The 17,338-nt window shown below is 59.5% G+C and carries 17 protein-coding genes, 6 tRNA genes and 4 pseudogenes; 22 read left to right on the top strand and 5 right to left on the bottom strand.

Going from position 1 to position 17,338, the window contains the following annotated elements; translation table 11 throughout:
- The first annotated feature begins 12 nt into the window (after window positions 1–12).
- From DP107_RS20285 to DP107_RS16590, 4 genes are all read left to right on the top strand, one after another.
- Complete coding sequence (locus DP107_RS20285) at window positions 13–159, top strand: hypothetical protein (protein ID WP_185977362.1); 147 nt, start codon at window positions 13–15, stop codon at window positions 157–159.
- Between the two features lie 30 nt (window positions 160–189).
- Window positions 190–534: a DUF7567 family protein gene (locus tag DP107_RS16600; protein WP_338072738.1), complete on the top strand. Its 345-nt coding sequence runs from the start codon at window positions 190–192 to the stop codon at window positions 532–534.
- An 82-nt stretch (window positions 535–616) separates the two neighbouring features.
- Window positions 617–1,201, top strand: coding sequence for a hypothetical protein (locus tag DP107_RS16595; RefSeq protein ID WP_144263245.1), 585 nt, complete (start codon window positions 617–619; stop codon window positions 1,199–1,201).
- A 44-nt stretch (window positions 1,202–1,245) separates the two neighbouring features.
- Window positions 1,246–2,196, top strand: a complete 951-nt coding sequence (locus tag DP107_RS16590) for a helix-turn-helix domain-containing protein (RefSeq protein ID WP_144263244.1) — start codon at window positions 1,246–1,248, stop codon at window positions 2,194–2,196.
- Between the two features lie 15 nt (window positions 2,197–2,211).
- Here DP107_RS16590 and DP107_RS16585 read toward each other — a convergent pair whose 3' ends face one another.
- A complete protein-coding gene (locus DP107_RS16585; protein WP_144263243.1) occupies window positions 2,212–3,576 on the bottom strand; it encodes a restriction endonuclease in 1,365 nt (454 codons plus the stop codon).
- A gap of 122 nt (window positions 3,577–3,698) precedes the next feature.
- Here DP107_RS16585 and DP107_RS16580 point away from each other — a divergent pair, with 122 nt between their 5' ends.
- The 7 genes and pseudogenes from DP107_RS16580 to DP107_RS16550 all read left to right on the top strand — a co-directional run.
- Window positions 3,699–4,100, top strand: a complete 402-nt coding sequence (locus DP107_RS16580; protein ID WP_144263242.1) for a DUF6166 domain-containing protein — start codon at window positions 3,699–3,701, stop codon at window positions 4,098–4,100.
- A gap of 23 nt (window positions 4,101–4,123) precedes the next feature.
- Window positions 4,124–4,402, top strand: a complete 279-nt coding sequence (locus DP107_RS16575) for a DUF7389 domain-containing protein (protein ID WP_144263241.1) — start codon at window positions 4,124–4,126, stop codon at window positions 4,400–4,402.
- Window positions 4,403–4,450: 48 nt separating this feature from the next.
- Window positions 4,451–4,675, top strand: a complete 225-nt coding sequence (locus DP107_RS16570; protein WP_144263240.1) for a hypothetical protein — start codon at window positions 4,451–4,453, stop codon at window positions 4,673–4,675.
- Window positions 4,676–4,781: 106 nt separating this feature from the next.
- A pseudogene (locus tag DP107_RS16565) lies at window positions 4,782–5,783 on the top strand (DUF6610 family protein).
- Between the two features lie 81 nt (window positions 5,784–5,864).
- The gene (locus tag DP107_RS16560; RefSeq protein ID WP_144263239.1) at window positions 5,865–6,629 is read left to right on the top strand and encodes a pirin family protein; all 765 of its coding nucleotides are present in this window, start codon (window positions 5,865–5,867) and stop codon (window positions 6,627–6,629) included.
- Between the two features lie 86 nt (window positions 6,630–6,715).
- Complete coding sequence (locus DP107_RS16555; protein ID WP_144263238.1) at window positions 6,716–7,063, top strand: hypothetical protein; 348 nt, start codon at window positions 6,716–6,718, stop codon at window positions 7,061–7,063.
- Between the two features lie 88 nt (window positions 7,064–7,151).
- Window positions 7,152–7,523 (top strand): annotated as a pseudogene (locus tag DP107_RS16550) (ArdC-like ssDNA-binding domain-containing protein); the annotation flags it as partial.
- On the opposite strand, the gene DP107_RS16545 reads toward DP107_RS16550, so the two are convergent.
- Window positions 7,520–8,812 carry an RNA-guided endonuclease InsQ/TnpB family protein gene (locus DP107_RS16545; RefSeq protein WP_144263237.1) on the bottom strand — a complete coding sequence of 431 codons (1,293 nt, stop codon included), beginning with the start codon at window positions 8,810–8,812 and terminating at the stop codon, window positions 7,520–7,522. The pseudogene DP107_RS16550 and the gene DP107_RS16545 overlap by 4 nt on opposite strands.
- 144 nt (window positions 8,813–8,956) lie before the next feature.
- Between DP107_RS16545 and DP107_RS16540 the strand changes: the two are divergent.
- From DP107_RS16540 to DP107_RS16530, 3 genes and pseudogenes are all read left to right on the top strand, one after another.
- Window positions 8,957–9,523, top strand: a pseudogene (locus DP107_RS16540) (DUF955 domain-containing protein); the annotation flags it as partial.
- Between the two features lie 124 nt (window positions 9,524–9,647).
- On the top strand, window positions 9,648–10,478 hold the full coding sequence (locus DP107_RS16535; protein WP_144263236.1) for a type IV toxin-antitoxin system AbiEi family antitoxin domain-containing protein: 831 nt from the start codon (window positions 9,648–9,650) through the stop codon (window positions 10,476–10,478).
- Between the two features lie 78 nt (window positions 10,479–10,556).
- Window positions 10,557–11,237, top strand: a pseudogene (locus tag DP107_RS16530) (RNA-guided endonuclease InsQ/TnpB family protein); the annotation flags it as partial.
- 188 nt (window positions 11,238–11,425) lie between these two features.
- On the opposite strand, the gene DP107_RS16525 reads toward DP107_RS16530, so the two are convergent.
- The 3 genes from DP107_RS16525 to DP107_RS16515 form a co-directional block, all read right to left on the bottom strand.
- Window positions 11,426–13,087: a transcriptional regulator gene (locus DP107_RS16525; protein ID WP_144263235.1), complete on the bottom strand. Its 1,662-nt coding sequence runs from the start codon at window positions 13,085–13,087 to the stop codon at window positions 11,426–11,428.
- Window positions 13,088–13,424: 337 nt separating this feature from the next.
- Complete coding sequence (locus tag DP107_RS16520) at window positions 13,425–14,684, bottom strand: RNA-guided endonuclease InsQ/TnpB family protein (RefSeq protein WP_144263234.1); 1,260 nt, start codon at window positions 14,682–14,684, stop codon at window positions 13,425–13,427.
- Window positions 14,685–14,687: 3 nt separating this feature from the next.
- Window positions 14,688–14,828, bottom strand: a complete 141-nt coding sequence (locus DP107_RS16515; protein ID WP_144263233.1) for a DUF2080 family transposase-associated protein — start codon at window positions 14,826–14,828, stop codon at window positions 14,688–14,690.
- A gap of 360 nt (window positions 14,829–15,188) precedes the next feature.
- On the opposite strand from DP107_RS16515, the gene DP107_RS20280 reads away from it, so the two are divergent.
- From DP107_RS20280 to DP107_RS16485, 8 genes are all read left to right on the top strand, one after another.
- Complete coding sequence (locus DP107_RS20280; protein ID WP_185977361.1) at window positions 15,189–15,347, top strand: hypothetical protein; 159 nt, start codon at window positions 15,189–15,191, stop codon at window positions 15,345–15,347.
- An 802-nt stretch (window positions 15,348–16,149) separates the two neighbouring features.
- A tRNA-Gln gene (locus DP107_RS16510) sits at window positions 16,150–16,225 on the top strand.
- A gap of 3 nt (window positions 16,226–16,228) precedes the next feature.
- Window positions 16,229–16,302, top strand: a tRNA-Asp gene (locus tag DP107_RS16505).
- 302 nt (window positions 16,303–16,604) lie between these two features.
- Window positions 16,605–16,677: transfer RNA gene (locus tag DP107_RS16500), tRNA-Pro, on the top strand.
- Window positions 16,678–16,681: 4 nt separating this feature from the next.
- A tRNA-Ser gene (locus DP107_RS16495) sits at window positions 16,682–16,768 on the top strand.
- A 2-nt stretch (window positions 16,769–16,770) separates the two neighbouring features.
- Window positions 16,771–16,911, top strand: coding sequence for a hypothetical protein (locus DP107_RS20275; protein WP_157969412.1), 141 nt, complete (start codon window positions 16,771–16,773; stop codon window positions 16,909–16,911).
- Window positions 16,912–16,959: 48 nt separating this feature from the next.
- Window positions 16,960–17,032 (top strand) — tRNA-Glu (locus DP107_RS16490).
- Window positions 17,033–17,136: 104 nt separating this feature from the next.
- Window positions 17,137–17,207: transfer RNA gene (locus tag DP107_RS16485), tRNA-Met, on the top strand.
- Window positions 17,208–17,338 lie beyond the last annotated feature (131 nt).

The raw sequence follows: 17,338 nt of genomic DNA, 5'->3' as shown, positions 1-17,338 counted from the left end.
TACTGGTTCAATATGGGTGATCCACATACGGTCTACATCGAGATCGAAGACGACGCGCAGTACGAGGAGCTGAAGCAAATCAAGAAGAAGCACGGGCTGACGTGGAAAGGGCTGCTGTTGCAGGGAGCGCGGCGAATGGAGGGTGATGACGCGATCTAGGCGGTGGGAAATCCACGCCGGCGTTCGAGCATGGATTGGTTCCCTGTTGTTGACTTCATCCCACAGCTAAAGCCGTGGGCTTTCACCTCGCATTACTGTAACACGCAGGTCGTCCTCCGAGAGTCCCGAGAAGACCGTGGCTACGTGGAGGCTGTGCTCGCGTGCTTCGACACCGACTCGACGTGGAACCTTCACGTCGACGAGAAGCTTCGACGCGACCTCCCTGACGAATCGGCACGGGTGAAGATTCTCGGCGCACCAGGTGCCTACAAGGTCGACTGGTGGAGTCCAGCACCTGGGGAGGATTGGGAGCCGGTCGAGCGTGGTGAATTCGACGACATGGAGGAACCGGACGAAGTGTCACATCTCGCGTAGTGGATAGCAATCCCGCTACGACTGTGTGGTGTTGTTTCAGCGCCGGCGATGGGTGCCGGCGCACACGCGCCGGCGAGTACCGATGTCGACACGGAGCCAACTCCGATTCGTCCAACGAGTCGAACAGACCGGTGAGACAGATGGCAGCGCCGACCGCGTCGCGCAGGTGTACCGGCATTCGGACGGGTACCCCGGGAGCGTCCTCCGGGATCTCGCTCAGCTGAAAGAGCTTCTCGATGCGACCCGCGCAGAGCGGGGACCGGGCTACACGGCGGCGACCTTCGTGTTCCTCGACAAGCTCTCGACGGTCGACCTCTATCTGGATGGCGACCCAGAGCGAACGATCGACGCGGCTCAGCCAGCGGATCTCCTTGAGCCGTCCAACATGGAGCATCTCGACCAGCCGCTGTTCCTGCTGGGCCACGGCGTCGAGAATCCCGCTGACGGCATCCACGGCGACGAGGAATACCTCTACGTCGTGGAACTCCCGACGACGAACGCATTCGACGAGCCGACAGAGTGGACGGTCAAGGTGAGTGGCCATTCAGCATTCCCCCGCTGGGACGGCCCGGCCGACGAGGCCTTCGAGCGGGCCAGCTGGCAATTCCACGGACCGCTCGAGGACGCGCTCGCAGAACTGGTCCGAGACGAAGCAATCGTCAAGTAAAATCCCAAATCGTATTTATATAGTTGGGATTAAGAAAGACTCAGATGATTTCGAAGGCCGGACTCGCCGTGCTTGACGCGCTGAGTACCGGCCGTGAAGCGACACCGGCGGAACTCGCGACTGAGACCGGATATTCACGAGCGCATCTCTACGAGGTGCTCAACGAGTTGCTGGAAGGAGGGATACTCGCTGAGGCCCGTGGCTCACACAACCAGCGGCGGGTCCGCGCCGCGGAACATCCGGTCACCGAAGCCTATCGAACGCTAAGGGCTGAGTTCAGCCACGTTGACTGGACAGGGGTACTTTCTCCAGCTACCCTTCGCGTGTGCTGGTATCTCGATAGACCACGACACGTCGCCGAGATCGCAGATAGACTCGGGATTACTCGACAGGGCGTTCACAGTGCGTTATCACCGCTCAAGTATCGGGGGATGCTCTCCAGATCCGACCCCGAATACGCGCTTCGGGAGGAACTCTCGCCGCTGCTGGCGTTCGCTCGTACCATCGTTCAGCACGAACACCGCTCACGGGTACGGGAGATCGCTCCGAGCGCAACGATTGTGTGGTGCGATCCGAAGCGCGCACTCGTTCGTGTACAGACCTCCGCGGATACGGAGGCGTTACAAGCAGCATTGGACTGGGAGATGACCGGACTGGCTCGCTATGCAGAGTACGGACTCCAGTTTTTCCTTGCTGGTGAGCCTCCGTTTTGGTACGCCCCGGACGAAGAGCTCATCCCAGCCGAAATTGTGTGCCATACGCTCCGCGTCGATAGCGGAACTCGGCGGGTGAGTTATTCGATGCTGTTGATCGAGACGCTGGATATCGACCGGGAAACTCTCACAGCGGTCGCACAGTTGTACGATCTAAAGTCTACTGTGGAGGCGCTATATCGGCCATTACACGGGGATTTTGACGACACAGATGACCTACCCGTCATCATTCCGAGCGAATCCGAGTATATGGCGCTCAAAGAGCAGTACGGGGTGGATTAAGAATATCGCGACGGGTTAGACGAGCCCGCTAATCGCGAGAAGGCCGACAACTATCAGTAACGTTGCGACCACCCCACCACCAGCGAGGAGCTTGTTCTCCATCGCCTTCTCGTGAAGCGGCATAGCGGCGTACTCCTCGCGGAACACCTCGAGGTTCTGTTCGTCGTAGAAGTACTTCGTCCTTAGCGCGAATCGCTCGGTGACCGCACAGCCCGTACAGACCGGCTCCTGCTCGAGCCGTTCGGTTTTGATGTGGCTGTCGCAAGCGAGCGCCCCGCAGTTGGGACAATAGGTGTACGTCTCGTCGGTGCCGCTGGTCTCACAGTGGACACACCGGTGGATGCCGTCCTCCGTAGTGACCCGCGAGGGCCCCGCCGCGTAGTACTCATAGGGGTAGGTGTACTCGCCCAGGTCGGCCGTGTGCCGAACCTCGGGGAGATAGACTGGTTCGATCGACTGGATGGAGATATCCGAGCGGTTCGGCTCGCAGGTCTTGTTGTACGTGACGTTGTTGTCGCCGGTGTAGGTCACCGTCGTCGTGTGGTGATCTTGCAGTCGGTCGACGGCCCAGTCCTTGTACTCGGTCTGGGTCTGCCCGTAGCGTCGTTCGTCGACGTCGTCGAAGGTCTCTGCAAATCGTTCGATATCGAGGTCAACTGTCGCGTGAAAGTTCTCAGTAACCAGCGTCGAAACATCGTTGTCGGCGACCCGCGGATGACCGCGGTCGGCATGGACGACGAATCGCGTCCGATCATTGATGCGGTGGATGACGCCAACAGAGGTCTCGAAGACGGCGTTCGTGTCGGCGGTGATCGCAACAACCGGACGAAACGTCACCTGCGAGTACGGCGTTGGAAGGTCGGCCGTCTCAATATTCTCGATATCGCGGAACGCCTCCTGAACGGGCGCGACGACATCAGCCGCAGGGTCGTACGGTCGAAGCGTCTCGTCACAGAGGATCTCGATCCGACCGTTGTAGAGGTCAAGTCCGATCTCGTCTGCGATCTCCCGGAGGTCTTCACCGTCCAGCAGTTCGATCGGATGTGGATCATCGTTCTGCTGCAGGCGCTCGGCGTACTCCTGGGCAGGGTTCGTGAACCGGCCGGTCGTGACGACCATTCCGCGTTTGGGGCCGTCGAAGTCGAACGTCGCGATGGCCGAATGGAGCTTCTGGACGACCGGCCGGCCGACGTTTCCCGTGTGCTTACACTCGACGACAATCGCTCTCCGAGTCCCGTCGACGACCTCCTCCATGATGACGTCCCGCCCTTCGTCGGCCGTCTTCTCAGCTTGGCGGACGTTCTCGTAGCCGAGGTTGCGGAACACATCCTCCATCAGATCCTCGAACTCGAATCCCGAGAGGTCGTCCAGTACAGCCATTCCGATATACCTGGACAGTACGTTGCAACTGTCAAATACGTTGCCGAACGCAACTACGTCCTGTTTTTGAACCCCCGAGAGGGGTGCGGGGGTGATCGAACGAGCCTCCCGCGAACCAACCTATGAGTGGAATCAGCGACCCACGCTCACACGTACAGTCACGGACTTCGGCAGATCCCGACGTCATCTACGTCGGTTACCGCCGTCGAGGCCGCGCCATCGTCGAGAAGCAACCGGATCAAGAACAACTCACGCCAGAGCGGAGTCTTGAGCTGGCGAATCACAGTCCTTCGGGATTCGAATGGGGATATTGTGGCAGCGGGCCGGCCCAACTCGCACTCGCCCTTCTGCTCGATTACACGGGCGACGAGGCGTTCGCCCTCGATCACTACCAAGAGTTCAAAACCGAGGTCGTGAGCCAGCTCGAATGTACAGGTCCCAACGGATGCTGGCGCCTCACCAGCAGTGACATCGACGCAGTTCTTCACCAAACGCCTGACAAGCCCGTCGCATCGACCATCTAAACACCAATCACTGAGAGCAACCCATGTCAGAACAGACCCAGCCATCTCGTTCGAATGACGAACCGACCGGATCCAGTGAGCAGCCGTCACGAACGGAGTACGTCGAACGTAGTGACGTCGGCGTCTCCCTCACCGTGAAGCTTACTCGCGGAACTGGCACCCGTGATCAGGACAAAATCGTCGCGAAAGCGAAAGGCAAGACCCTCGAAGACGCCCGCGAGGACATGGAAATCCTCAGAGCGTACATCCACGACCTCGCTGAGGACACTCGCCAGATCCAGCCCGAGGAAGAAGACGGGTAACGGAGAGGGCTGTTTTTATCGCCTCAGTAGTGGCGGAGGCGATCATTAGTGAGCAATCCGAACGGTCAAACAACAGACGCAAGCGAGCTTTCGCCAGAACAACGGCTCGAACCCCCGAATACGCGACTCATCACAGCTGGTATCGCGACGATCAACGATATGGAGACGCTCCGGGAGTGCGTCGCCTACGAGAACGCTCACCAGAATCGGACACCGATCCTAAAGCGACTCGACCGCAAGGCAACTGAACTCCAAGACGCCGCCGAGAACTGAGTCCTTAACCAACACGGGCATACCGTCGTTCCTATTGTTGGTTAATGCGGAGTTTGTCGGTCACCCCTCGAAGGGTGCGGGGTGCTGCCCCCGCGAGGTCGTATTCATGTCCATCCTCGAGAGCAACAGTAGTAGCACTGCCAGTAAGATTAGCGCTGCTCGTCAGGTTGAGTTTGTAGGCTTTCTTCACAGACTTCCGTTCGCGCTGGAGGCTTTCGACCTCGGCTTCCTCCCCGGCTTTCGGGAGGACTGTGGGTATCAAGAAACGCAGTATCAGAACCTCAGCCTCCCCGTCGGGATGCTCGACAACGATTTCCGAAATCCCGATCTGGATAGATTCGTCGACCGCTTCTTCGAGTACGAACCAGGGGTCGGGGTCATCGGGGACGTCGACGAGATCGACGACGTCGACGCCCACGTCGCTGCTGCTCGCGAGATCCAAGCGAGCTACCCCGAGGCCGAGCTCATCGTCGTTCCGAAGTCGCGGGCGGTGATCGACGCGATCCCCGAGACCCTCGTCCTCGGATATTCACGGGGATACGCCGACCGCCTGGCCCACGAGTTCTCCGACCCAGCCGATTGGAGAGGGCGGCGCGTCCACATTCTCGGCGGGAGTCCGCCCAAGCAGCTCGACGCCATTCGACAGTTGACCTGACCGACACTTACCGATGAGCCGCCAGCCGACATCGTCGGCGTCGACTGGAACGGGCTGCATCGTGGCGCACAGTTCGGTGAGTTCTGGACGGCCGACGGCTGGGACGACAGCGGTCGCGACGCCGACCACGTTACCGTCCGGAAGACCGTGCGCCACAGTCTCGCCCGCATCCGCGAGTTCTGGGAAGCCCACGGTGTCTGGCCCGAAACGACACCCCCAGACGAAGGGCTCAACGTCGAGTATGAGGGGCCGAGTCCTGCTGATCTCGAGGACGCCGCCTGTACCGAGTGCGGGACGAACGTCTGGCGAACTCGCCGCGGCCCGTACGTCGCCGAATACGATACCGGTGTAATCTGTGGATACTGCAGCTACGAGTGCTACTTCAGCCACCGTTTCCGGAACAATCTCGAGGAGATCGCCGGCGAACAGAGTGTCTACTTGCCGCCGGCATGAGGGACGCGACCCATCTACTCAGCGTGAAGACAGGAGTCGGAGCGCAGAACCCATTTGGCGGGTGAGCGACTACACAGGGCAATGGACGAGTCACCTTCCGGACAGACCCGATCTCGCATCTACACGGCGCCGCGAACGGACATTTCGCAGAACCAGGGCAAGTTCCGTATCCACTTCAATTTCCCCGGTCGCGCCGTCCCCGACCACGACGATCACGGCTACGGCCCGCTGGCCACCGTCGTGGAGTCGTTCATGGACCCCGGAACCCTGATCCGAATGCACCAGCACCGAAACGAGGAGATCATCTCGTGGGTGCCCGAAGGCGTGATGCGCCACGACGACCGCCAGGGCAACGAACTTGTCACCGATTCCGACCATCTGATGGTGATGAACGCCGGCAGCGGCTTCTGGCATTCCGAGGAGACCCTCGCGGACGATCCGCCGCTGCGGATGCTCCAGATCTTCGTGCGCCCGCACAGCCTCGACCTCGAACCGGGCATCCAGCACGAGCCGATCGCCGACCCGATCGCCGGCGAGTGGCGGCACCTGTTCGGTCCTGAGGGCACCGACGCCCCGCTGTCCGTTCGGAATGACGTCGACTTCTACGACTGCCGACTCGCCGCCGGTACCACGACCACGCTCCCTTCACGGCCGGGGGGGCACACCTACCTGTACGTCTTCGACGGGGCCGTCGAGGTCGGCGAGAACTCCATCGGGTTCACCGAGAGCGCACTCGTGACCGGCGACGACGACGTGGCCGTCACTGCAACCGAGGACGCCACCATCGTCGCGTTCAGCATCAAGCCCGACGCGCCGATTACGCGCCAGGGCACCATCGGCCGCTGAGACACCACGTACCGATTGTGGGTTGTTTTTCGCCCCCCTGAGAGGGTGAGGGCTTCAGTAGAAGTCCTCGCAGTCAGGTGATTCCCGTGAGTCAACAACAGTCTTCGAGAGATGTCTCGATCGACGACATTCCAGTCGATATCGCCAACACGCAATCAGCGGAGGTCGATCCCGCCGACGTCCCTGACGAAATCGAATCCATCACCCGTGGGCTCGCCGGTGAGCAGCCGCCGACGAATCCGCTGGTCGTCCTGAAAGCGGCCCGATGGTGGTACATCCACGGTAAGGGCGGCACGGATCCTGCCTTCCAGTGGGCCATCGAGTGGACCCGTCACCTCGCGACCGACGCGCCCAGCAACGTGGATCGGTTCGACGAGTTCCTCGAGTACCTCGTTACGGTCGGTTTCGCTGACGAACGCCACGAACTCCGCTAACCGACAGACTCGGTTTTTTGTACGCCCCTGAGGGGTGCGGCGCGGTCTGAACAGACGCAGTCGCCGTGAACTCGATTCGGTGATCACGATGTCTACGACCAGAGACTCGTCGGTCTCCTTCGACCAGACCGACACGCGATCAGACGAGATGAACAGTACCATCGAACAGTGGATCGACGACCTCGTCGCCGGCGTCGACGACGCGCAGGCCAGCGAAGAGTTCCAAGAGTGGCTCGATGTCCAGAGTCGTTTCCACGACTACTCGTATCGAAACACGCTCCTCATCAAGCGGCAGTGTCCCGAGGCGAGCCGGGTTGCGGGCTACCGGACGTGGCAGGAGGAGTTCGACCGGCACATAAAGGAGGGGGAGTCGGCCATCTGGATCTGGGCCCCGATCATCACCACACAGTGTCCGGAGTGCGAGAACTCGCCGAGCTACCACGAGGACAGCGACTGTCAGCTACCAACGGCTGAAGCCGTTGGCTTGTCGGTGGACTCCCGTTCTGCCGACACAGGAGTGTCGGACGCCACGCCAGTCGCGTTCACGGTCATCACCCCCGACTTCAGGGCGTACTGACAGAACGCCCCTCCAGCGGGGGACTTCTGCCCCCGCTGGAGTTGCACCGCCAGTTTTCGGGCCACGTTCTTCGCTGCGTTGTAATCTGCGTTCGCAGTATAAGAACAGTCCAAGCAGGCGAAGTGTTGCCCGTCGCGGTTTTCTTCGAGCGTACAGCCACATTTCGAGCATTGTTGGCTGGTGTAGGACGGGTCGACTGTTTCGACCACGATGCCGCATTCGTCAGCTTTGTACGCGACTTGTGCTTGCAGTTCGCGGAATGCCCACTGCTGGAACTTCTTGCCATCGCTGATGCGCTCTCGAATCTGCTCTAAATCCTCGAAGGCAATGTGCGTACAGCCGTGGCGTTCGGCCTCTGCAACGAGGTCTTTCGAACACCGATGCAGGTAGTCCTCGCTCCAGCGGCCGAACCTGTCACCGATGCGCTGATAGGTCAGGTGAGCGCTTCGCGTGCCCGTCTGTTGGAGGCTGGCACGCCGCTTTTCGAACTCGCGGCGGTGGTGGTTGAGGTAGTCGGCGTTGCCGACGAACCTGCCCGTTGAAGTCACGGCGATGTGGTCGTCAACGTTACAGTCCACGCCAAGGACTCTCGAATCCTCGGCTTTCTCAGGACTGGCACCGTCGAGTTCCCGTTCCATCGCTGCGTGCAGGTAGAATTCGTCGGCGTCGCTATCGTAGTGGACGGTACTGGTCGCAAACGAGTAATCCTCGTTCAGCAGGTACTCGCCGTGTGGAGTGCCTTCGGGGTTGTCGGGCAGGTCGTACTCGCACTCGACTCTGCCGTTGACGGTAGCGAGACTCACCTTGTCGCGGTAGTAGGTGGCGGCGCGTTTGTCGTAGACGATGCTGAACGTATCGTAGTGGGGTTTGCTTGTGGTCTCGCCGTCAGCCAGTCTGTCTACGCAGTTGTCGATGTCGTCGGTGGCGCGTTTGATAGCTTTCTGCACGAGATTGGCGTGCAAGTAGTCTGTTTCTTCCCGAAGGTCGTCGTAAATGGCGTTTTCAGCTTCGCTCTTGCTGGTCACACAGTCTTCGTCTGGGTAGCGCCACGCCCACTCTGCGGTGCGGTTGGCACAGTACTGAAATTTCTTGTTAGTGGCGTGGAGGTCACTCTTGCGGTCGTCGGGCACGTCGAGGCGAACCCGTACCGTTCGAGTTACCTCCCACGCCATGTATGTCACTACAAGGACTACACTTTATTAATGTTTTTATATAGCATTCGGGAGTCGGCAATGCTGTCATCGGTGGGTTGCTTCGCGGAGCGTACGCGCTTCCTCCCACGGCTAAACGCCGGTGGGCTTCCGCGCTGTTACCGCTGTGAGTACGACGAGACGTCGCCTGAAGAGTGGTCCGAGGGCCTCGTCGGATTCAAGCCGGCACCGGTGTTCGACGTCTCCCAGACCGAAGGGGAACCACTTCCCGACCTCGACACGGAAGCGACCGGGGACGCCGGCGACCTCGTTGCTCGGCTGACCGGTGCCGCCGACGAGCTTGGCGTGACGGTGCGGATCGTTCCGGAAGCGGAGTGGACCCACGGCGAGGCGAAAGGCATCTGTGAGCAGCTGAGCCTCGTCGACATCCAGCCGCTCGTCGAGGTTCGCGACCGGGAGAACGATGCCGATCTCGCCCGGACGCTGATTCACGAGTTCGCACACGCCCTGCTCCACTTCGACGTCGACGACGACACCGAGCGGGCGAAACGCGAAGTCGAGGCCGAAGCCGTCGCATACGTCGTCGGGCGCTACTGTGGGTTGAACACCAGTGGGTCGGCGTTCTACCTCGCTGCGTGGGAGTCGGACGATCCCGAGGTCGTTCGCGACCGTCTCGACCGGATCAGTTCCACAGCAGAAGAGCTCATCGACGTAGTCGAAGACAGCGCTTAAATTCTTAACCAACGCACGGTTCTATACCCCGATTTTGTTGGTTAAGTCTTCTCGTCTCCGCCGTCCGCGGCAGTCGCAAGGTTAAAGCAGGCCCATGTTTATACTCTATGTAAGAAACGCAGGTATGGGTGTCATAGAACAAACGCAAAATATACGCCAGGGGCTCTCGACTCGAGAAAGTCGACTCCTTGCACGACTCGCTGGCGCGGGTCACCAGATCATCTCCGTCGACGACATCGAGACGACGCTGGAGGTCCCCCCAAACACCGCCCGCGAGATCGCCTCCCGGCTCACCGAGAAGGGCTGGCTCGACCGGCTCTTCCCCGGCACGTATCTCATTATTCCACTCACAGCCGGCGAGGAAGCCGTGTACACCACCCACGAGTACCTCATCGCCGCCCACGTCGCCGAGCCGATGTACATCGGCTACTACAGCGCCCTCAGCCACCACGGGCTGACCGAACAGGTTCCCCGGACGGTGTACGTCGTCACGCCGACCCGAGCGCAAAGCCGAGAGATCCACGGTGTCCCGTACCGCGTCACGACCGTCACCGAGCGGAAGTTCTTCGGCGTTGAGCCGACATCCATCGAGGGTACGACCGTTCAGGTCAGCGACCTGGAGAAGACGCTGGTCGACTGTGCGGACCACCCCGAGTTCTGTGGTGGTCTTCGGAAACTTGCGACCGCGATGCGCACCGCCGACGAACGGGGGTGCGACTGGGACACGGTCGGCGAGTACCTCGAACGCCTCGACAACGGGGCGGCGACCAAGCGGATCGTCTACCTCGCCGACCAGCTCGGCATCGACCTCCCCGCCCGCAAGGAACTCGTTGCGTCGTTCACGAGTGGGTACTCCCTGTTGGACCCCACGCGGCCCGACACCGGATCGACCGACAGTACGTATCGCCTCCGAATCAACGTCGAGCCAGCCACGCTGGAGCCGACGGAGTCCTGATCGCGATGATCAGTCAGGACCGGCTCCGGATTCTCGCTCGCGAACTGGGCGTTCGGCAAGGGTACGCCGAAAAGAACTATTGGCGTTGACCTCGGCGTGAACAACCTCGCTGTGGCTTCGACAGGCACATTCTGGACTGGCGACGAGTTTGACCATTGGCGGCGGGAGTACGAGAACCGGCGTGGCGACTTGCAAGCGTGCGGAACACGCTGGGCACACGAGAACATCCAATCGGTCGGACGCAAAGAGGAAGATCGCTTCAAAATGACGCTTCACCGGATAGCGAACGAGTTGGTGGCTGAAGCCCGCGACCACGGCTGTTCGGTGATTGCGTTTGAAGACTTGACCGATATTCGTGAGCGTACTGGTGCGTCGTGGGGGCACAAGTGGGCGTTCAACCGCCTGTACGAATACGTCGAATACAAAGCTGTAGAGTACGGTATCATAGTGGAACAGGTTGACCCGGAAAACACCAGTCGTCGGTGTTCAACCTGTGGGTTCACCCACCCCGATAACCGTGAGGGTGAAGCCTTCGACTGTCAGAAGTGTGGCTACGAAAACCACGCTGATTACAACGCTGCGAAGAACATTAGCTTGCGGTATCTTCGTCGCAACCAAACCGGGGGCGACGAAGGCGCACCCTTGGGCGTGCGCTTGAACAGCGGGACGCTGAACGTGAACGGTGAGTATGAATCACCTGCCGACGTGTCGGCCAGAGCGGGAGTCCACGCTGAATCCCACCGCTTTAGCGGTGGGTAGCTCAAAAGTGATTGTCAGAGGAGAAGGAGAGATAGTCTGTCGTTAGCCCCGGAGATCAGTCACGGACTGACCGACTTCACGGACGGAGTCGCTCCGCTCCAGATCGAGTTCTTCGGCGAGATAATCGACGGTCTCCTTCAGGTCTATATGTCGTCGATCCACCCATCGAGTTTAATCTTGGTGTAGCGTTACCGGTCAGTTGATTCAGCTCGCTGGTACGTATTGAGCCGACCGCTACGATCGACGATGATCTGTCCTTCCTCTTCGAGCTTCCGGAGTTTGTTGTAGATCTGGTGGTCGGGGAAATCTAGCTCTTCTCGGAGGTCTTCGATTGTTTTCGGGGCGTCCAACGAGACGAGTAGCGCGTTCTCGAGACAGTATGAGACGAGCCGGTCCGTGATTGGCGCGACAATATCGTGTCGCTCGTCGAGGACATCGAGCGTATCGAGCACAGCAAACGAGAAGAATTGGCCAGTGCGATCTTCCTGGGTCTTGATCTCTCGGAAGATGCTCTCCCAGTCGAGGTCGGCTTGTCTGGCGATCAGTGCGGCATCTTCGAGATCGCCTTCGCGTTCCGTAATCGATTTGAACACGAAGATATCGGTCAGCGAGAGCAGATGTACGTGAAGATCGCCGTACTCGAATGATTGGTCGCACCGCTCGATCATCGCCGGCGTCAACTGGAGCTGGCCGGCGACCGCCTCCACGAAAATATCCCAGCGCGGAAACCCTTCCTTCTCCAGCACAATACTGGGATCAAGCTGGTTGTATGCCGCTTCCAAGTCACTACGCTCCTCGTATCCCAGGTCCTGAAGCGCTTCGGCGATTGCAAAGAACGTCTGTCCGTCCTCAACGACGATGTCGACGTCTTTCGTCGAATCTTTCAACCCACGCAGAATGAGGTTGCCGCCTCCGAGAAGATACACGTCGACAGGCGTCTCCAGGTGGTCGCCAAGCTCTTCGAGCCCCCGTCGAAGGCTATCTTCCGGATGTTGGCCGCGCGGATAGACCCCATAATCGTTCGCGAGATCGATGAATTCCTCCCACGGGAGAAAGAGCTCATCGTGGTGGACCTCCCGCTGGTCGATGTATGCAAAGAGATCTGCCCATTTCTCGACGCACTCCCACCTGTTTGCGAGCCGCCACAGGTCGCTGGCGTCGAGGCTCGCGCGGTGGGTCAGATAGAATACACCAGCCATCGCCATCTGTTTCTTGTTCTCAGCGACGGTCACCGCATGGATCAGAACCTCCTCGAGTCCCAGCGACCGATCATCTTGATAGACGTAGGTCTTCGCTGGGTGATAGTCAACACCGTAGCGAGTGAACGCCGAGAACGCAGTCGGCGTCCCATCGACGGTGTCCTTGCTCGTTGCGACCAGTCGGTCGCCGTTCGCGCGATATTCGGTTTCGAACGGTGTCGTTCGGGTTCTCGCTTCGAGGAACGACCGAAGCGTGTCATCGGTGATAGCATACCCGTCGTCCGTGTGTGCGATCGCACCCGTCTCCTGGATCTCGTTCAAATGCTTGTAGAGCGTGGACTTGGCGAACCCCTGTGTTTGTAACTCCGAGATCGTCTTCGGACCGTCGAGCAGCGCACCCAAAATGTCCTCTTTCGTCCCTATCAGCACGTTCTCGAGTGCGTAGCGGTCGAGGAGCTCGGCAAGCAGTGATGCTTCGTATGTGGGAGCCAGTTGGACGCCGTCAGTTCGGTCTACAAGATGGGCGTTTTCGAGGTCGCCAACGACCTCCGACGTCCAGCTCTGACTTTTATCGATGGCATCGGCTAATTCGCCAACAGAGTAGGACTGATCCCGCAAACAGTCGATTACCCGTAGCTCCGCTTCTCTCATATATTCCAATTTCACCGATGTGTTTATAACTATATCGGTGAGAGTGGAATACAGATGCCGGACGCTCAATGTGGGTCGTCAAATGGTGAGGCGTTTGCACAAACGTATTTCGGAGAGACAATTCGATCTGCGAGTCGAACTACTCGAGAGGAGACGTGAACAGGCGCCGATACTCATCGAGCCACTCGATCTCGTGGTACGTCACGTCATTCTGAATGTCGTATTCAATCGGGAGTGGATCCGAACGCTGGGCTGTAAACGTGAGGTTGATCTCGATACAGGGCCCATGCTCTGAGACGCACTCGAAGCCATCGTCAACGGGGTATACAACGGTGAACTACCCCTGCCTACTCGCCGCCTCCGGCGGCTCCTTGAGGCAGGGGCTTCCTGGTTCGACGACGCGCTTTGCAGACACAACCGCAGTGTCCACAGGGAGCGCAGTCTCCACAGGCGTTTCTTCGGAGTGACCCACTCCTAGATCGTTGCGTCCGCGAGAAAGAATATTCCACGCCGCGTTTGCGTCCCTGTCCGCCTCGAAGCCACAGGCAGGACAGGAGTGCTCACGCACCCACAGCGGTTTGTCGGTTTCGACACCACACACAGCGCACTCTTTGGTGGTTCCTTCGGGTTCAACCTCCACGAAGTGCGTGCCTTCGCGTTTGCACTTGTATGCAAGCAGATCGGTGAAGGTGTTCCACGCCGCCGACGCCGTGTTGCGGCTGTTGCCCGGTGATTCCAGCATTCTTTTCACGTCCAGGTCTTCGACAGCCACCAAGTCGTATTCACGAGCATAGTAGTTCGACAGTTTATGCAGGAAGTCACGCCGCTTGCGCTTGATTTGTTGGTGACACTCTGCGACCGTCTGCCGTTGTTTCTCCCAGTTGTTCGACCCATGCTCTTTCCGGGAGAGGTTCCGTTGCTCCCGTTCGAGTCTGTCACGTTCGTCCGAGAGGTCGAGTGAACCAACTGCTGTGCCGTCAGTGTCGTGGGCATACTTCAGAATCCCCACGTCGATGCCAACCATCTCGCCGGCGTCAACATCTTCCAGCGACGGTTTGGGCGGTTCATTCTTGTCGTCAACGGCGAAGGAGGCATACCACTCTCCAGTGGGTTCTTTCTTGAGCGTGACTTCCTTGACAGTCTCCTCATCTGGGATGTCCCGATGACGCTCAATCGGGATATCCGCGAGTTTCGACAGTGAGAGGACAGTCTGACCGTTCTTCTTGTCGAACTCGAAGCCAGACTGAACATACGTGAAACTGCGGAAGTCGCGTGGTGCCTTCCAGTTGAGACTCCCGACGTCGTAGCCTTTCTCTTTTAGCTCACCGAGTGCCGTAATACTGTCTTCGATCCGCATGATAGCGGCCTGAGCAACCGTCGAATACAGGTCGTTCAACTCGTCCCACCACTCTTTAAGATCGGTGAGTTGGTCGCGGACCTGTCGCACTCGTTGGTTGAGTGTTCCCGCAGACTCAGGAATCTCGTTAAATTCTCTGAGCGCGTGGTTGTAGAGTTGCCTACAGGTGTCCCGGTGGTAATCCAACAGCTCACGCTGTTCGGTGGTTGGCTTGAGCCGGAACCTGTAGGCATAGTGCATCGGTTACTCGGTTGGTTCTGATGTTCGGACAATCTTCACGTCTGCGCCACGCCAGTCTTTGGGAACGAGGACGTGTGCGCCGTTGCCGGTGGCTTTCACCTCGCCGTTGATGACTTCGTGGCCTTCGATTTCGTGTCTATCCATCACCAACGATTAAACAATGTTTCAACATAAGCGTATCGGTTCGTGGGCCTGTGGGCCAGCAACAAGCAGGCGTATGATAGATGATGACGGCGGTATATCCCCTCCCTACCGCGCTACTCGGCCTTCGGCCTGCGTTGCTTCTTGAGGAAGGGAGCATACCGCCTACAATCAGCTAAACCAGCGAATCTGAAAGCCAAAGTGGTCACACACATCTCTGACGACGGCAGCATCGCAATAGGGCGTGTGGACCCACAGTTCCCCGCCAGCGTACGCCTGATCCTTCACGCACCAGACTGCATCGAGGGAGCGGAGAAACTCCGCAGCGCGATTGTAGTGCGCTTCAGTCAGGCGATCCCACCAGTGGTACTCCTCGACGTCGTCAACGAGGAGCTGGAGGCAATCTCCACACACATCATACGCCCGCTCACCAAGGGAGACTTCGTGGAGTTTGTCGTACTGGGTGGTGTCACATGCATCGCACGGCGGGGAAGCACCACTGCACTGGCATCCGGAGGATGATCGCTGTTCGGTGTGGTTGGAACACCTGCTGTTTGCACTCCCTGGCTTCTGAGATTCGTTTGAGTCGGTATTCTCGGTCATTGGTATCTAACCGAGAACCGTCAGTCACGCCGTGTGACTGGGCTCTCGGCTAGAACCGAACCAACGATCGGCCACTCATCTATCGCCACAGAGAGCAGGTTGGTGTAAATAGTTTCTGTGGGTCCAACGCGATCATCGGCCAGCGTCCAGCTACCGACGAGAGCCGATATTGGAGAAATAAATCGTGTGCAACCGCATCTTGAAATGTGACTGCCGTGCCTGTGGGTAACACACCCTGACTAATTTTAATACAATTGCCACGATATTCCAGGCTGACGTCCGATACACCCCTCAAATCGAGAGAGTTCAACACGATGATCATCACTCGCCTCACCCCGCGGCGTGCTCGTTCTCGCTTAGCCGCGGGTCCCGTGTTCGGCGAGTGCCTACAAGATCAGCGTGCGAAGAGCCCGGGCGCAAACCGCCGGATCCACGCCGACTTCGAATACGAGAGTTCGACGCAATCCGGCGACGGCCGGACACTCTCACCCGCATAACTCGGCCCCCATACGGACTACCCGTCACGGGTCGGGGAACACGGGATTGCCGCCTGCCTGTGCCCAGTACTCGCTCAGGACACAGCCTGATGCGAGTGCGGGGTGCCAGGCTCGCGGCTGATTGGTTTCCGTTCGTTCGATACAGGAGCGAGCGGACTTCGTCCGCGCTGAGCGTACGGAAGTCGTTAGCCAACAGCTCCGCAGCGAGAGCTGCGGCTACGTCGAGCCCCGGAGTCTCCGCTGGCGAGGGACGCCGGACTTTGAATCCGGAGGTCGCCGGTTCGATTCCGGCCGGGGCGACATGCCGACGTGGTGTAATCCGGCGAGCATACGGCCCTGTCACGGCCGTGATCCGGGTTCAAATCCCGGCGTCGGCGTACCCGGGAGGCGAAGCCGACCGGGTGCTCGTCGGAACTGCGTTCCGACGGCGTGGATGCGTGGCGTGGCCACGTGGGGATACCCATCGAGGTAGGCAGCCCGTTGGTGCGATCAGCTGGATCGTTCCCACGATGCTGGGCCCAGCAGGGTCTGCAACCTACATGAGCCGGTGTGGTATTCCCGGGAACACCCGAAGTACGCCCCCGCGATGAGACGCGCAACCACGACTACTCGGTCGCGGTTGCGCAGTTGGAAAGTCGTACAGATAGATAATCAGCTGCCGAACGCTCGGCAGTCCCGTGAGCCGATGGTCCAGCGGACGACGATCTGTGCCTTGGGCGCACAGGACCGAGGTTCGAATCCGCGTCGGCTCACTGTGCCGCGACTGGGTAGTGGGGAACCCAGCGGCCTGCTACGCCGTGGCCGTCTGCTATCGGTCTCCCGGTTCGAATCCGGGTCGCGGCGTCATGACAACGAATGTCTGCCCCGCCTGCGAGGAGGAAGCGTTCCGTCACGTCCCGCTCGGTGAAACAACGTCTATCGACACGATTGGAAGCGTGGAAATCTGTGTCACCGAGGACGGCGCATACTTCCACGGAACGAGGTGACCGCCATCCATCCACTGGCGGACGATCCGTTCCAGACGAGGCCACCCCGCTCCAGTGGAGTAGCGGCCAAACTCACGGCCCTCTCACGGCCGAGCCCCCGGTTCGAATCCGGGCTGGAGCATTCTCCAACAGTCCGAGACCTCTCACTTCCAGCCGACGAGACTGAGGGGCGGACAGCTGTGGAGAACTGAGAGATGCCCATGAGTGGGTTCCCAATTGTGGTGCTGCGGGATAGGGTAATGGCAGTCCACGGGGCTCATATCCCCGAGGTCCAGGTTCGACTCCTGGTCCCGCAATGGAGGACAACAATGGGACTATTCGATACAGTCGAACTCTACGACGGCGTCCACCTACCGGAGTACCCCGAAGGGATTACACATAATCAAGGAGAACGCCCACGAGTTTACTCGTGGGATGAATCCAACAG

The sequence above is a fragment of the Haloglomus irregulare genome (genome assembly GCF_007421925.1).
In the GTDB taxonomy this organism is placed as follows: Archaea; Halobacteriota; Halobacteria; order Halobacteriales; family Haloarculaceae; genus Haloglomus; species Haloglomus irregulare.
Note: the sequence above shows the minus strand (reverse complement) of the source record. Positions and strands in the feature narration are given on the sequence as shown.